Origin of the sequence: Flammeovirga pectinis, assembly GCF_003970675.1 — a bacterium.
GTDB classification, from domain to species: Bacteria; Bacteroidota; Bacteroidia; order Cytophagales; family Flammeovirgaceae; genus Flammeovirga; species Flammeovirga pectinis.
In genome coordinates this window covers 100,671-116,434 of the sequence record NZ_CP034563.1, presented here as the reverse complement: position 1 = coordinate 116,434, position 15,764 = coordinate 100,671, and the positions used below count along the sequence as shown (strand labels likewise).

12 protein-coding genes are annotated in these 15,764 nt (G+C 32.5%); 6 read left to right on the top strand and 6 right to left on the bottom strand.

Features of this window, described 5'->3' with window-relative positions; translation table 11 throughout:
- Positions 1 to 235: 235 nt before the first annotated feature.
- The 5 genes from EI427_RS20990 to porU2 all read right to left on the bottom strand — a co-directional run bounded on the left by EI427_RS20990 (position 236) and on the right by porU2 (position 8,773).
- A complete protein-coding gene (locus tag EI427_RS20990) occupies positions 236 to 2,503 on the bottom strand; it encodes a CocE/NonD family hydrolase (RefSeq protein WP_240655390.1) in 2,268 nt (755 codons plus the stop codon).
- A 315-nt stretch (positions 2,504 to 2,818) separates the two neighbouring features.
- On the bottom strand, positions 2,819 to 3,415 hold the full coding sequence (locus tag EI427_RS20985; RefSeq protein WP_126618662.1) for a hypothetical protein: 597 nt from the start codon (positions 3,413 to 3,415) through the stop codon (positions 2,819 to 2,821).
- 249 nt (positions 3,416 to 3,664) lie between these two features.
- Positions 3,665 to 4,384, bottom strand: a complete 720-nt coding sequence (locus tag EI427_RS20980; protein WP_126618660.1) for a LytR/AlgR family response regulator transcription factor — start codon at positions 4,382 to 4,384, stop codon at positions 3,665 to 3,667.
- Between the two features lie 2 nt (positions 4,385 to 4,386).
- Entirely contained in the window at positions 4,387 to 5,448 is a 1,062-nt protein-coding gene (locus tag EI427_RS20975) for a sensor histidine kinase (RefSeq protein WP_126618658.1), read from the bottom strand.
- A gap of 289 nt (positions 5,449 to 5,737) precedes the next feature.
- Positions 5,738 to 8,773, bottom strand: a complete 3,036-nt coding sequence (gene porU2 / locus EI427_RS20970) for a putative type IX secretion system sortase PorU2 (RefSeq protein ID WP_126618656.1) — start codon at positions 8,771 to 8,773, stop codon at positions 5,738 to 5,740.
- Positions 8,774 to 9,174: 401 nt separating this feature from the next.
- On the opposite strand from porU2, the gene EI427_RS20965 reads away from it, so the two are divergent.
- Entirely contained in the window at positions 9,175 to 10,071 is an 897-nt protein-coding gene (locus tag EI427_RS20965) for an alpha/beta hydrolase (protein WP_126618654.1), read from the top strand.
- A gap of 55 nt (positions 10,072 to 10,126) precedes the next feature.
- Here EI427_RS20965 and EI427_RS20960 read toward each other — a convergent pair whose 3' ends face one another.
- Positions 10,127 to 10,849 carry an RDD family protein gene (locus EI427_RS20960; RefSeq protein WP_126618652.1) on the bottom strand — a complete coding sequence of 241 codons (723 nt, stop codon included), beginning with the start codon at positions 10,847 to 10,849 and terminating at the stop codon, positions 10,127 to 10,129.
- A 52-nt stretch (positions 10,850 to 10,901) separates the two neighbouring features.
- Between EI427_RS20960 and EI427_RS20955 the strand changes: the two genes are divergently transcribed.
- The 5 genes from EI427_RS20955 to EI427_RS20935 all read left to right on the top strand — a co-directional run bounded on the left by EI427_RS20955 (position 10,902) and on the right by EI427_RS20935 (position 15,760).
- Positions 10,902 to 11,858 (top strand): stage II sporulation protein M, encoded by a 957-nt coding sequence (locus EI427_RS20955; RefSeq protein ID WP_126618650.1) that lies wholly within the window; start codon positions 10,902 to 10,904, stop codon positions 11,856 to 11,858.
- A gap of 87 nt (positions 11,859 to 11,945) precedes the next feature.
- Positions 11,946 to 12,800, top strand: coding sequence for a glycerophosphoryl diester phosphodiesterase membrane domain-containing protein (locus EI427_RS20950; protein WP_126618648.1), 855 nt, complete (start codon positions 11,946 to 11,948; stop codon positions 12,798 to 12,800).
- Positions 12,801 to 12,890: 90 nt separating this feature from the next.
- Positions 12,891 to 13,580, top strand: a complete 690-nt coding sequence (locus EI427_RS20945; RefSeq protein ID WP_170178564.1) for a hypothetical protein — start codon at positions 12,891 to 12,893, stop codon at positions 13,578 to 13,580.
- Entirely contained in the window at positions 13,567 to 14,772 is a 1,206-nt protein-coding gene (locus tag EI427_RS20940) for a DUF4350 domain-containing protein (protein ID WP_126618644.1), read from the top strand. The genes EI427_RS20945 and EI427_RS20940 overlap by 14 nt, the downstream gene beginning before the upstream one ends.
- Position 14,773: 1 nt before the next feature.
- The gene (locus EI427_RS20935) at positions 14,774 to 15,760 is read left to right on the top strand and encodes an AAA family ATPase (RefSeq protein WP_126618642.1); all 987 of its coding nucleotides are present in this window, start codon (positions 14,774 to 14,776) and stop codon (positions 15,758 to 15,760) included.
- Positions 15,761 to 15,764 lie beyond the last annotated feature (4 nt).

Genomic DNA, 15,764 nt, shown 5'->3' with positions numbered 1-15,764 from the left:
ACTCCACCGAAATTAACTTATATCTAGTTTTCTATTTGTTTTTTTGTGAGTATGAAGCTAAAAATTGCATCAATAGTGGTTCTATTGAAAGTTTTTTTTAGATGAAATAATCGCAAAAAATAATGATAAATAGTATAAACTAATTTTTGTGGAGTACTTATAAGTCAAAGACTATAACTATATGCTAGTTCCGAGTGACGCCTTTCGGCTTGACACTCAGAACAGAAGTGAAATATTATAGTTTGAAGTCAACAGACTCCTTCAAAACAGGAATATTAACCCAGCTCTCACTACTTATTTTCAACTCCAAAGGCTCATCAGCATCAGCAAAGCTTTCTGTACTGACATCCTTTCCCGTACCATAATTGATTTGTGCATTAGGATTTTTATTTCCAGTAATTACCACAACCATTTTACTTCCTTTCTTCATTTGCTTACTAATGATTCTTGTATCATTGAAAGTGATAGAAGTCGGTTGATGAGGGGTGAGTAAAGTACGTTCTTCCATGCTGTGCGTATGGCTAGCACGACCAATATGATAACTCAAATGGAAGTATTTTCCTTCTGTTGTCAATTCATAAAGTAAGACCGAATAGTCGAAATCTTTTTTGTTGGTGGTTACTATTAATTCTCCAGAGAAAGCACCATTGATAATTTTATCTTCTGCAAAAGCTTCGCTGATAAATACTAAACCCTCTTTTAAGTCGATGCTATCTTTAGCAATAGGCCAAGGGTAATAATTTGCATTGTTTTGTGTAGAGTGGTTGGCTAAATCAATCTGTAATAAATGCTCTTGCTTTGTGCTTTGTGGAGTATTTCCTAACGTATAGACTTCCCCTTCTTTTTGTGTGTTTAAGTAGAAAGGAATGGTATCATCACTCATGTTTTCAAAAGAGGAACGGTGTACCCATTTGTTGGTGTTCATGACTTGAAAATTGACTTTGTCTTTTAATATTGCAGGTTTTTCTGCTCCTTTCAGAATGTAATCGTACCATTCAAAGATCAATTTGTTTTTAATGTCAATACGAGCGACTTCATCCAATGCATATCCTCTTAAGTTGGTAGTTGGCGTAGACTGTGCACCCCAATGATCATAAGGGCCAATCAATACATAATGTTCTGCATTGGGGTTGTATTTCATGTGTTCTCTGTAGTAATACAAAGCACCACGTTGTGCATCGTCATAGTAGCCAGTAGTAGTTAAAACAGGGATGTCAATATGAGCAAACTCTTCCTTATAAGGAATCATGCCTTGCCAATAATCATCGTAAGTGGGGTGACTAATCCACTCCTGAAATAAGGGGTTGGGTGTTCCGTCAATACTGTCCATTTTATTGTAAGCCACGCCAGATGCATACCAATTGGTATTCAAATCGTTCCATCTTTGCGGACTCGTATGGAAAAGGTATTTGTTTTCCGTAACATAAGAGATCCACTTGTAAGGGAAGTTGAAAAAGATATTGTTTTCTCTCGGTACATCAATACCGGGAGCAGCAGTCACAGAAGGAACAATTGTTTTTAGGGCAGGGTGTACCTTATTTTTCATAGAAGCCCATTGCGTAAAACCGTTGTAACTACCGCCAAACATTCCCACTTCTTGTGTATTCCAAGGCTGTTTACTAATCCAATCAATCACCGCATAAACATCTTTGTGTTCATGTACATACGGATGAATTTTATTACTACTTCTACGTTTACCCCTAGAAGTTGCCAATACACCCACATACCCTTTAGTTGCTGGTAAAATAGCATCATTGATATTGACACTGTCGGCATAAATGGTGAAATTCAGAATAGCAGGCAGGGGAGTTGTATTTTCTCTTTTGCGTACTACCGTTATGTCAATTTCAGCACCATCAATGGAAGAAGTAATTAGCGTATCCATAAAAATATATTTTCTCTTTTGATCCGCTTTTACCTCACGAAAGACAATGGTTTCTGTCTCTGAAAAAACACGATAACGAAAATAATTTTTCAAAAGAGATAAGGCTTGTTCGGTGTTAAGAGAAGAAGAAGTAAGCTTTTCATATTCCGAATTAAATGTGTTTGTAAACTGTACCACATTATCATAAGTAGTAAAGGCATAGTTGGCAGTTAATGCAAGATTGTCCTCACAGCTATTGAGGTACTCAAGAAAAACTTTTTGGTAAGCGATTTCAAATGCAATCTCTTTTTCTTCTTGTAGTTGTTTCGCCTTTACATATACCTCGTAACAAATGCCATAGGGGTGATTGCCTATTCCTCCATTTTCTTCACGAAGGGTTTTAATTTGTGCAATTGCTTCATCGTAATTTCCTGCAAGAATATTAATGCGATACAGATCACTGCCTTCTAATTTCTCTTCTGAATTGATGTACGCTTTCGCGAGTGTATTCATCTGTAAGGCGATAGTTTCGGAAGCTGAAATGTCTACTTTTTGAAAAGGTATTTCTTGTGCATCCACTGATAAAATGGAAAGAAAAATGGAAATTAAAATGAATAGATAGAAGAGTATGTTTTTCATGGTAATAATATGTTCTGAATATAATTTGAGACTAGTAGAAATTTTCTTTTTTTGCTCCGTATCATCAGCCCAGGACTTAAGTCCTGGGCTGATGATACTTTTATGTTTCAAGTGTTTACTACACTGTTTGTAGTATTAAGCCGTAGGCGTTACTACGAACTATATTATTGTATAAGTTTGTAACTTATAATAATAATATAGTTTAGTTTTTTTGTTGTTATAAGTCACAGACTATAACAATATGCAAGTTCCGAGTGACGCCTTTCGGCTTGACACTCAGAACAGGGGAAGGTAGAGACGCAATGCATTGCGTCTCTACAGGGCTGTAGCATTGGTATAACTAATCAATTCATTAGTATACACCCCATGTCCATCTTCATTGATGTGTTTAATGTATGTTTTCAATTCAGGAGCATACCACCACGTATCTGTCATTTCACCTTTAAAACCCCTAGAGTTGGTTACAATCCCTTGGTAAATTAACTTATATGCTTTGAACGTTCCACCTTTCACTTTTAGAGCTTCATAAGCCACAACTTCAACATCTTGAGCAGTTTTGCCAGTAGTCCCCTCATTATTTTCCCAAGTAGATTCGTATTGCCATTTTTTACCCACAAATAGGGGCCAATCACGGAAAGGTGTAGCACTATTATCGGGTAATAATGTCTTTGCCACGAGTACCGTATCTATACCATTCCAAAAGCCCAAATCACCGTTGTAACGAACTACTTTTTGAGTATCCCTTCCTTCATCCCTTACATGACCATCTACAGCTCTTTCCCAATGCCAAACCCATTGTTCTCCCATTTTATATTCACTTTGAATAGGCTGATTTGTAGTAATATGTTTTGTAGCAAAATCACAGGCACTTAGCATAGAAAGTGCAACAAGTAGTAATGTTATATTTTTCATAGTATTTAATATTCGGTATCATTAGCTCATGTCCTCAGTCATGGGTTTATGATGTAATGTATTTTGTATATCACTGGTACTGTTTGTAGTATAAAGCCGATAGGCGTTACTACGAACTGTATTATTGTATAAGTTTGAAACTGATAACAATAATATAGTTTAGTTTTTTTGTTGTTATAAGTCACAGACTATAATAATATGCAAGTTCCGAGTGACGCCTTCGGCTTAACACTCAGAACAGAGGTATTACTATAGTGTATTGATGTTTTTAAACTTCACCGACTGACGACTAGAAACCTCCAATAATTCTCCCGTAGTCAATTGAATATTTAATTTGTTTTTAAAATGAGGAATAATCTCAGCGATATATTCCATATTGATAATTTGTTGTCGATTGATTCTGAAAAACACATTCGGGTCTAGTTTTTCCTCAATAAGGTTGAGAGACTTTTTAATCAATACTTTATTATCACCAAAGAACAGGCGTGCGTAATTCTCCATAGATTGAATTAATCTGATTTCAGAGAGCGGAATAAAATGACATTGTTCTCCATCCTTGACAAAGATTTTATACGACATTGGAAGGGGTTTAATTTTCTCTTCCTTCTTTGCCAATTCTAGCTTTACCTTCTCTATGGTTTGTCCAAAACGTTCATCCCGTAGTGGCTTCACTAAATAATCTAAAGCATTTACCTCAAAAGCCTGAACCGCATATTGGTTGTAAGCCGTAGTGAAAACCACCTCAGGCACAACGGTTAATTCTTGCAGTAAATCGAAGCCTGATTTCTCTGGCATATGTATATCAAGAAAGAGAAGATCGGGGCGTGTTTTTTCAATTAAAACGAGCGCTTCGTCCACATTAGCGGCTTCACCGAGTACTTCAAATTCTGGATAGAGAGCAAGTGCCCTTTTTACTTCCGAACGTGCCAATCGTTCATCATCAATAATGATTGTTTTATAAGTACTCATGGTTATTGCATTGGAATTTCTAAAGTGGCTGTAACAGTATTTTCTGCATCATTTTGAATTGAAAAATGTGCTTTTCCTTTGTATTGCATTTCTAATCGATCCAACAGATTTTTAAGTCCTAAACCTTTAGAAGGGTTATTTTCTATGAATGTGCCAGGGTTTTTGACAATAATAAAGAGGGAGCTTTCTTTTTCAGTAATCAACAACTCAATAGTTCCGCCATTTATCTTTTTATCTATACCGTGTTTAATGGCATTTTCTATTAAAAGCTGAATACTCAATGTAGGTATCTTATGCTGCATCAATGTTTCATCAATAGAAAAAGAAGTAGTTAAGCGCTCTTCAAAACGTAATTTTTCTAGTTCGATATAATCATTTACCAAGCTCAATTCTTGCTGAATACCAATAAGAGATGTATCTTTTTCATACAAAGAAGTACGTAAAATATCTGAGAGTAAATCGATGGCTCTTCTTGCTATTTCTGGTCTTTCAATTACTAATGCTTTGATAGAATTTAAAGAATTAAACAAAAAATGAGGGTTCAGTTGTGTCTGTAAATTATCCAGTTGTGCTTGTTGTACAATTTGCGCTAAGGCAGTATTTTCTTTGGCTGTTTGTATTTCTCTTTGGTAAAAATGGTACAAATGATACGCCAATACCCAAATAGACATCATACGTAAACCCGTAATAAAAATAGGATCCCAAGTCATTAAAATAACAGACATCACCACTTGTTCTTCCGTACCGAAAATGATACAATAATACCATTTTAGGTTATTGAGTAGCGTAAAAATGGCCGCCAAAACAATAATAGAAGGTACTAACCTTATAAACAAAGAAGATAAATCTAGCATGGTCCATTTCTGATGGATAGCAAAGTGCTTATACATGTGCGTTAGCCCAATACTAATGCCCACATCCAAGATGTAATTTAATACAATAATACCCATGCTATATTCACTAAAAGCAACTAACCTGTAGGCCCAATAGAGAGAGACTGTGCCCCAACCCAAAAATTGACATTGCCAATAAAGTAAACTGTTCCTCTTGTTTAATTCATTCATGCTACAAATTAATAGTAGAATATGTTAGGGAAAAAGAAAAAGTACATAAGCGTGTAAAAATGATGGGGAGCGTAAGAGAAGTATTATTTTGATGGGTGAGCTATAACCAAACAATAGCACCATGTAGTAGAATAGGGGAAGATATTTAATGGGGTACTTAGATATCAAGAATTTGATTTTTTAATGATTTGGGCGTAATAAAAAAGGTGCTTACTGAGATTATTATTTCTCAATAGGCACCTTTTCTAAATTTTCTATCACTTGTTATTAATTCGACATACGAGTTTCTTTAGTTCTTAATTAATTTCACAATTTTATTTTCATTATCACCTATTAAATGAATGATATATAAACCATTCTTTAAGTTTGAAATATTTAATCTAACATCATTTAAAAGCGATATATTCTCCTCTTGATATAATGTCCCATTTACCCCAATTATTCTTAATGATTTAAATTTTGAGGCAAGTCTTTGAATAGACAATGTATTTGATGCTGGATTGGGGGAAACTGAGATATCTAAAATATTATTAGAGATAGAAGTAATATCTTCTCCATCTCCAGCTTTATAAGGATCGAAATGATAAAATAAAGAAAGTGTTTTTGTGTTGTTATTGAAATCATATTCATCCATTGTATTGATAGTTTTATTATCATTACTCAATTGATTCCCAATAGTGAATGTTAATATATTTTCTCCACCACCAAGAGCACTATCAAGGTCTGAATAATGAACCATAATATCTACTTTACCACTAGTAGTAGTGTCTTTTAAAATAGCATACATAGAAGTTTCAGATATGATTCCTGAAGGGTATTTTCGTTCAATATTAATTACAATTTCTCTGTCTTCATTATCCCAAATTATCCCATCATTACCATATTGAATAGTAAATTTAGTAGAATCTTGTGAGTGGTGTAATTTATCAGTTGTACCATAAGTAGTATAAGTTACATCATCAATCCAATAATCAGATTTTTCTATTCCAATTGATAAAGCTGGATCGCCAACTAAAGTAAAATTCTGTAAGGCTTTAATTATGTTTGGACTACTATTTTGATCTATAAGTTGGTTTTGTAGTGCAACTATTACATCACCAATTGGTTTGCCAACATATTTATTATACGCTAATGTATAAAATTGATCTCCAATGGTCTCAGCATCGTAAACAGTAATTAAAGAAGTGCTACCCCAGAAGCCAATTGCTCCATTCTTCTCAGAATTCACCCACCTTTCTCCAAGTACATCGTCGTGAGAAATAAAAACATTTCCCACACTACACCCCAACATAACCATGAAAGGGTATACAGTGTTATTGTAATTGTTAGTTTTATTATCAGGGTAACCTAATAAAAGCCCTGTTGTGGAGGGTGCACTATGCCCAAAGTAACTTATTACGCCAACTCCATTATTTAAATGTGAAGCAAAAGAACTTTTATCGAAAGTTCCGATGTAAGTTCCGTCATCTACTTTTTTAAGGTGAGTAACACTACCTGCTAATAGGCTATTTTCAAGAATATCTTTATAACTGTCATTGATTGCTGAAAACTGATTTATTTGATTAATATCTGAACCTCCACTTAAATGTAATGCTTTTCTTTTAGAAGCATTTCTAAAGTCCATATTTTCAAATTCTATTAATTTTGATAGATATGCCCCAGCTTTAGATGCTGAAGTTGCAGATATTCTACCTATAGAAACAGTTGGTTTATCTACTAAATTAAAGACATAACCTTGATCTGTACAAGGATAACCATAAGAAGGAATGAGATTATCTATACCTTGCAGTTGGTTTTTTTTGTGATGTTCATCTTCTTGAAGTCCTTTACCAAGTAAAAGAACATATTTAAGTTTTTTTCTTGATAATTCATCAATAGCTTTCTTCACTGCTAGAGAAGAGAAGTCACCAAAAGAAAATGTATTAATTAGTGCATCAATATCAGCATGATAAACGATCTGTTCACCCCCAGATTCTGAAGAACGGTAATCAGCATAAGCTTGAGCAACGTTATTAAACGAGCCATAACTTTGTTGAGTTAATTGATGAGATATTAATAGAAAATCAGTTTCGTTTGTACCTTCAAAAGATTCAAAATGTGCAACATGAGTTTCTAATGGATAGTTAAAACTTGAAGAATAAATTACTTTTCTCTCATTATTAGAATTTACAGGAGGTAAAACAGCACAAGAGTTGGTAACCTCTAATTCTATAGCATTGTATGGGTCTGTGATATCTAGAAAAATAATTTGTGAGTTATAATTATCAACTTTAATTTTTTTAGCACTTTTACCCAACCAGTACATTATTTGATCTTGTTGATTATTAAAATCTAGTCTCTTTGGATATAATATATCAAAATACACAACACCAAACTGATTGGTTTGGGTAGGGAGGTTTCCAGAATTTAGATCGTGAGCAGATAGTATTAAATTACCTTGGCTTGATATTGTGGTGATTGGTAAGTTATGAGTAAGTAATTTACTTGCACCATAACTAGGAACAACTTCGGTACCAAGTGTTGTTAAATTATTTGTGTCTTTACCATATTTATATTCAATTTTATTGTCAAAATAAATATGACTTTTAAACCTTGTTTTTAAAATAATGTCTTCATTACTAGTTCTATCAATACCATCGAGATTTATATCAAAAACGGTTTCAGTTTTTAACCATTGATAATTAAATGAGGTCCAACCTCTTTCTTCATTAAATAGAGAAGAAAATACTGTACGTTCACTATTACTACCAAGACCTTTTGCATAACTACCTACAGAATAGTTTACATCATCACCTCTAAATAAGATAAGTTTTTTAGCAAAATAATTAACCTCATCAACCAATCCATTAGAGTTGTAATTACTATTATTAATTCGTTTTGGAGGTGTAAAAGAATTTACATTTTTATGATTTAAAAAATAAGCACTTTTATCTGTAAAAAAAGATACGTAAGGGTTAATATTATGCTCACCATCATTAAATAAATCATGGTCTCCTAAAGAATTATTTTTTTCTCCATAGAAGATAAAAAAATCTTCAGGGTCAAAGATATTATCATTATCAAAATCATCAATCTTAATAGCAATTTCTACTCCCCTTCTAAACAAACGGAGGTCATTCATTTCGATATTAGCAATAGGGAAGCCAGTAACTTTTAACTGATCATATGTAATTTTATAAACGCCATCTTCTTTAATAGTTATTTTATGAAAATTAGTGCTTTTGATTAATTCTCTCCACTCATCAATATCAGAATTTTGACCAAAATTAGTAAGTGGTATAATTAAGAGGAATAGAAATAATTTTAAAGATATGAGCTTATTCATGATAATAATTATAGGTTGATGAGATGAGTCGTTTTTAATAAAAAACAATATAAGCAGTTGAATTTCACTTAAAAATAGAAGGATTATTTCACTTTTTTTATGATGTTTATATTTTATTAGCAATCGTTTTTTATTGTTAAATATAATACGGAGTATACCCTGTAGTTTCTAACATATACTTCTCTTTTTTAACCAATAAAAATCAAAATTAGTTTTTAAGTGCTTGATATTTAGTTATTATTTAACATTGTATCTTGTGTCTAGAATAATTTTTTATTCTAGACTAGTTAATATTTAAATTATAGAGTGTAACAGATCAATAAAAGAATAGAACTCATCAAAACAGTACTACTTATGTTTACCATCAATAAGTATATTTCAGCATCAAATCAATTAAAAGAATGATGTATAAAAGATATATAACTATTCTCCTTTTACTATTATGCACAGGTTACATTTCTAATGCACAACAGAAGAAAGGAAGATCACCAAAAAAGGAAATTAATGTTCCAGAAGGATTAACGTATGAAGTACTGACTTACAGAGAAAGTACGCCCAAGAGAGCAACACAAATGGCAGTTTCTTATAGAGATGATGGAATAAAAGACAAGCCAGTAATTGTTTTTATTCATGGTGGCGGATGGGCCAAAGGAGATAAAGACGATGTAATGTATCAGGTTTTTAATGTAGCCAAAAGAGGGTTTGTAGGGGTAAGTATTTCTTACCGTTTAATTTCTGAAGCCCCTTTCCCTGCGTGTATAGAAGATGTGAAACAGGCTATTCGGTTTTTAAAATCTAAAGAGGGAGAATTACCTATTGATGTTGCTCGTATAGGTGTTTGGGGCTATTCTGCGGGAGCACATTTGGCGTTAATGATTGGTTTATCACCAGACGAATTATTTAAAACGGATGAATATTCAGCCTACAATACAAATGTAAAAGCTATAATGGTCGTATCTGCTCCTACAGATTTTGTTACAAGAAGAGAAAAACAAGGTGCATTGGCTTTCTTTACCAAAGAACAAAATAATAGTGAGTCGTTTCAAGAAAGTGTATCTCCACTATCTTATATACATCAAAGTCAGCCTTCTATTTATATGTTACATGGCACAGCAGACCCATTAGTAAAGCCTTTCCATTACAAAAATTTTGAAGCAGTTTGTAAGGAGAAAGGTGTCGATAATTTTGAACTATTTGAATTTGAGGAGGGAGGGCATATGTTCTATTTCAAAAGAAATAAAGAAACAAAACCGGCATTTAATGCTTTTTTACAAGAGGTAAATGAAACTGTTCAATAAAGGAAATGAAAATCAAATTACCTTTACGACAAACAAGGTAATTTGATTTTTTATCTTAATACTGTTCCTGACTAGAAGTAACAGTAAGGAAATAATAATCGTAGAGTAATTGATTAAGAAATTTCTTATGTCTCATATCAGAATCAATAGCTAACTGCACTTTCAGTTTATCTACTAATTTGTTTAATATTATTTGTTGATCTGTAGAATAATTGAGTTTTAGCCCTTTTCTAATCACTTTAATTTGTTGATCGCTTAAATTACTTGCTTGATAAAATTCAGGTTCATAATCTTCGGGAAACTCAGGGACCTTGAAAAGTTTTTTATTTATATTTTTCTTCTCAGAAATTACGATTGTACCTGCTAAAATATCACCCAAACGTTGCCCTTTACCACCAAGTAGAATAGTAAAAACGGCAATAGAACCTTGTAATAGTGCAATATCAATTAAACGAAAAACCCAACGTATCCCATATTGAGACATTGTAACTGAGTTTCCATCTATTGATGCCACTCTAATGTCCATCACTCGTTTACCTAAGGATTGCCCCTCTAAGAAAACCTCACATAAAAGATTGTAAGTTAAACTTATAATGGTCATGATAGTAACCCAAACTGCAAACATTGTATCAGAATTATGCAGTACGATTAAAGGCAATAAAAAGATTGCAGAAATGATTAAAAGATCAATTAAAAATGCACCTATTCGTTGAGTAATTGTTGCTTTCTGAAATTGAATATTTACGTTCTGGCTGTTTTGAAAAGAAATTGATTCCATCTAAGTTGATATTAAAAAAATATGTATATTAGTGTCAACAAACTAATTATTTATGAAAGAACCAATATTTATTCTAAAAAATCAGAATAAATGGCAAACTATAGAACAAGCTTTAAACAAACCAACAGTTTCTCCCGATTTGCTTGCCTCTTATTATAAATCTCTAAGTGAAGATTTATCGTATGCGCAGACATTTTACCCAGAAAGTGAGGTAACGTTTTATTTAAACGGTTTGTCTGTAAAGTACCATGAAAGAATATATACCAATAAAAAAGAGAAAACTTCTAGAATAAGAACATTTTGGACAGAAGAGGTGCCTTATGAAATGGCTCGCAATAGAAAACAGATATTGTATGCTTTAGTAGTCTTTTTAGTGAGTTGTGTTATAGGTGTGTTTTCAGCACATCATGATGGTGAATTTGTTCGTCTAATTTTAGGTGATGGCTATGTGAATATGACGCTTGAAAATATAGCAAATGGTAAACCCATGGATGTATATGCTTCTGGAAGTGAAATAGAGATGTTTACATATATCACCCTAAATAACATTAAAGTCTCTTTTTTAGCTTTTGCATTTGGGATATTCTCAAGTTTTGGAACGGGAGTACTTCTTTTTAGGAATGGTATTATGTTAGGCTCTTTTCAATATTTTTTTTATCAGAAAGGTGTTCTTGAAGAATCTTTATTAAGTATCTGGACGCACGGTACTTTAGAAATTACGGCAATAATTTTTGCTGGAGGGGCGGGGTTTGTACTCGGAAATTCTTTACTTTTTCCAAAGTATAAGAGACGAATGGATAGCGTAAAAGAAGGTACAAAAAGTGGACTCAAAATTATTATTGGTCTTATTCCTATCTTTATTATAGCAGGTTTTTTAGAGGGGTTTGTCACCCGACAAGTTGATTGGCCATTGCCTATTCGTCTATTCTTTATTATTACTTCATTTAGCTTCATCATATTTTATTATTTCTATCATGCAAACAAAGTTTTTGAAAAACGACAAGTTTAAGGTCGCTTTATAACGCTTAAAAGTTGAATAGACTTAATAACTTTTTTAAACAAACAATGTATTATTTTTAACTATTAAATTTTTATCATGCAAACAGAACAATTTGACTTTAACAAAGAGAGAGGTCTTGGAGAAAAGATCGAGTTTACTTTTAGTTTTTGGAAAGAAAACTTCAAGGTTATCTTAATAAGTGTACTTACACTTGTAACACCATTTGTAATTATTGGTGGTAGTATGACAACTTATGCTTCAACGGATTTTCTTCAAAATTCTGTAGTTGACCCATCAATCGTAGCTAACAATCCTTTTGCTATGTTTGCAAACCCATTGTTTATTACGGGTTACATATTATCTATCATCGGATATATTATGTTAACATCGGTAGGTACTGGAATAATTAAAGTTTATTTTGATAAGGAAGAATTAACTGTAGACAATGTAAGAAAAACAGCGATGTCTTACATTGGAAAAGTTTTTGGTTTATCAATTACTTCATTACTCCTTGTTTTTATTGGTAGTATGGTATTCTTAATTCCCGGAATTTACCTTGCTATAGGTTTTTCTGTTGCTATTCCAATTGCAGTATTTGAAGATGTCTCTATTTCAGAAGCATTATCGAGAAGTAGAAAATTAATAAGTGGTAATTGGTGGTCAACTTTTGGTTACCTCATTGTATTGTCTTTTATAGCAAGTATTTTAGGAAGTATTATTGGCTTTGTTGGAGGTCTTTTTATTGGAGGAAATGTAGAGTCTATTATTGCTTCTGGGGGAGAAATTACAGAAAGTTATTCTGTAATGTTGTTGGTTATTAACTTTTTATCAGGTTTAGTTACTCCTGTGTTTTACGTAATTATTTATTTAGGAATTGTTGTACAATATTTCTCTTTGAAAGAGCAGAAAGAAGCAACAAGTATCTTAAATGATGTAGAAGCAATGAGCTAATCTATATACATATATACCTCCTTTTTCTTAATAAAGAAGAAGGAGGTAGTATTACTTAACAAGATTTTCAATAGGACTATTTAGTGTAGCATGTGGAAATATTTTCAGCTGATGGTGTCATTTTTATACTTACCGTTAGGTTTAATGGCACAGGATAGAGCATTTACAGAAGACAACGTAAAGTTGTTACAAGAAGACCCCGATTTTATCTATAGATTACCACAAAATCAAATTTCTATATGGGATCATATTGGAATGTGGCTATCAGATTTTATGTCAATTTTTTTTGATAATGATATCTATTTTGAAGGTGATTTTCTACGTGATATTTTTTGGGTACTGATCGTCTTAATTGTCTTATGGGCAATTTATCTGTTTTTAAAATCAAATAAGTTGCTGATATTTTCGTCAGCTGATAAAATTATTAAATCAGATTTGACAAAAATTTACGCTGAAAATGAAAATCTAATACCGCTATCTTCTCAATTAAAAGAGGCAATTTCTAAAAATGATTATCACGAAATAGTTCGACTATATTACCTATTAGCAATTGATAAACTAGACCAAAAGAAAATAATAAATTTAAGAAAAGTAGATCACCATAACGATATCTTACTACAACTTAAAGACGACCTCCTAAAAACTCCTTTTCATTCTATAGGAGTGTATTTTCAATATTGTTGGTATGGAGAGTTTGAAGCAAACGAGACAATATGCCATCAATTAGAATCCATGTATCAAAACTTTGAAACAGCCGTAGAACAACATGAAAACCTTTAACAAACAATACTTATTCTTAGGTATTGCTGTCGTTCTTTATCTTGTTTTGACACTTACTTCTGGTACAAAAACGGATTGGGATATTCATTATAAATCATTAGAAAGTAGTCCGTATGGAACTGCAGCCTTAACACAATTATTAAAGGCTCCAGAGGTAAAGATGGAAGTGGAAAACCTACGCCTAACACCTTATGAAATTTATGATTCTTTATCTGAGAGCTACAGTGATAATAATCTTATCATTATAGGTAATCAATTAGAGTTAGATAAAGTGAGCATCGAATCAATGTTAAGAGAGGCTAAGAATGGTAGATCAATTTTACTAGCTGCAGAAGAGTTTAGCCGCCTTTTAAGAGATACTTTAGGTTTTACTACAGAAAATAACTATTCATCTATTCAAATTAAAGATTTTGATTTAAAGAACGGTGTGAATTTAGAGATTGACTCTGTAAGTTTAAAAACGGCAAACAATGTTGCGTATTTTTCTGATTTTGAGTTAATAAGCTCATTTAATAATTATGATACTTTTACTACTGAAGTATTGGCAAAAAATGAAAATGACACTCCCGTATTTATAAAAGTTAGCGTAGGAAATGGAGCGATTTACCTATTAAGTACACCAAAAATACTTACTAATATAGCTCTCCTAAATAACAACAATTATAAAGTAATAAGTGATATAATTACCACGTTACCAGAGGGAAAGTATATCAGAACAGAATATTATACATTAGGGCGTGTTGGGCACCAGTCTTTATTTAGAGTTGTACTTTCTAAATTAGGTTTAAAAGAGGCACTTCAATTACTGCTTTTATTACTACTTATTTACCTTGTTTTTGAAGCAAAAAGAGAACAACGTCCACTACCGGAAATTATACCTCTAGCCAACGAGAGTATCGGTTTTATCAAAACATTAAGCCATCTGTACGTAACTAATGGAACGAATAAATCTATTCTTGTAAAAAGAAAAAGATACCTCCTTAATCATATCAGAAACAAATATTATGTCAACTTAACTACCGATGAAATTGACCAAGATATAGTATTACTATCACTTAGATCAGGTATTAATGAAGAAGAATTAAGGCAGCTTTTTATAACAGTTGATAAGGAGATAACCAATCCACTAACAGACGGAGGCTTTATAAGTGCTAACAAATTAATAGACAATTTTTATTCTAAAGAAATATAAAATGGAAGAAAACGCAATCAATAACTTCGAAAATAGAATTGATACTTCATCCCTAATTCAAGACTTAAATAAATTAAGAGAGGGAATTAGTAAAGTTGTTAAAGGGCAACAAAAAACAATAGATTTATTATTAACTGCTATCCTGGCCGATGGTCATGTTTTATTAGAAGGCGTACCTGGAGTGGCCAAAACATTAACGGCAAAAACACTTTCTATAATGATTGAAGGAGAGTATTCTCGTATTCAGTTTACGCCAGATTTAATGCCATCGGATATAATTGGTACAAATGTTTACAATGCCGCTTCAAATACTTTTGATTTTAGAAAAGGACCTATTTTTGGAAACATTGTTTTAGTAGATGAGATAAATAGAGCACCTGCAAAAACACAGTCGTCTTTATTTGAAGTAATGGAAGAAAGACAAATTACTTATGATGGCACAAGGTATAAAATGGAAGAACCCTTTTTAGTAATTGGTACACAGAACCCAGTAGAGCAAGAAGGAACATACCCTTTGCCAGAAGCTCAACTCGATCGTTTTCTTTTTAAAATAGATTTAGGCTATCCAGAAGAACAAGATGAGCTAGAGGTTTTAAAAATGCACCATGAACACCAACAGCCTACACAGTTAATTAACGAGGAATTTAAGCTGAACAGAGAACGGTTAAAAGAGTTTAGAGCCTTAGCAAAGCAAGTAATTGTGAAAGAAGAAATTCTTGATTACATTCTTAAATTGGTACGTATTACCAGAACAAATAAAGACTTGTATTTGGGAGCGTCACCAAGAGCAGGAGTAGCGTTATTGAATGCATCAAAAGCTTGGGCATGTTTGCAAGGTAGAGATTTTGTTACGCCAGATGATATTGCTTATGTTATAAAACCAATTTTAAGACACCGTTTAATCATGACGGCAGAGAAGGAAATGGAAGGGGAGAATATGGACCGTGTAATAGATAGAATTATTCATACTGTAGAAGTCCCAAGATAATAAT

Coding starts and splice junctions, on each gene's coding strand:
- EI427_RS20990 (WP_240655390.1), bottom strand. CDS start 2,503: ATGAAAAACATACTCTTCTATCTATTCATTTTAATTTCCATTTTTCTT.
- EI427_RS20985 (WP_126618662.1), bottom strand. CDS start 3,415: ATGAAAAATATAACATTACTACTTGTTGCACTTTCTATGCTAAGTGCC.
- EI427_RS20980 (WP_126618660.1), bottom strand. CDS start 4,384: ATGAGTACTTATAAAACAATCATTATTGATGATGAACGATTGGCACGT.
- EI427_RS20975 (WP_126618658.1), bottom strand. CDS start 5,448: ATGAATGAATTAAACAAGAGGAACAGTTTACTTTATTGGCAATGTCAA.
- porU2 (WP_126618656.1), bottom strand. CDS start 8,773: ATGAATAAGCTCATATCTTTAAAATTATTTCTATTCCTCTTAATTATA.
- EI427_RS20965 (WP_126618654.1), top strand. CDS start 9,175: ATGATGTATAAAAGATATATAACTATTCTCCTTTTACTATTATGCACA.
- EI427_RS20960 (WP_126618652.1), bottom strand. CDS start 10,849: ATGGAATCAATTTCTTTTCAAAACAGCCAGAACGTAAATATTCAATTT.
- EI427_RS20955 (WP_126618650.1), top strand. CDS start 10,902: ATGAAAGAACCAATATTTATTCTAAAAAATCAGAATAAATGGCAAACT.
- EI427_RS20950 (WP_126618648.1), top strand. CDS start 11,946: ATGCAAACAGAACAATTTGACTTTAACAAAGAGAGAGGTCTTGGAGAA.
- EI427_RS20945 (WP_170178564.1), top strand. CDS start 12,891: ATGTGGAAATATTTTCAGCTGATGGTGTCATTTTTATACTTACCGTTA.
- EI427_RS20940 (WP_126618644.1), top strand. CDS start 13,567: ATGAAAACCTTTAACAAACAATACTTATTCTTAGGTATTGCTGTCGTT.
- EI427_RS20935 (WP_126618642.1), top strand. CDS start 14,774: ATGGAAGAAAACGCAATCAATAACTTCGAAAATAGAATTGATACTTCA.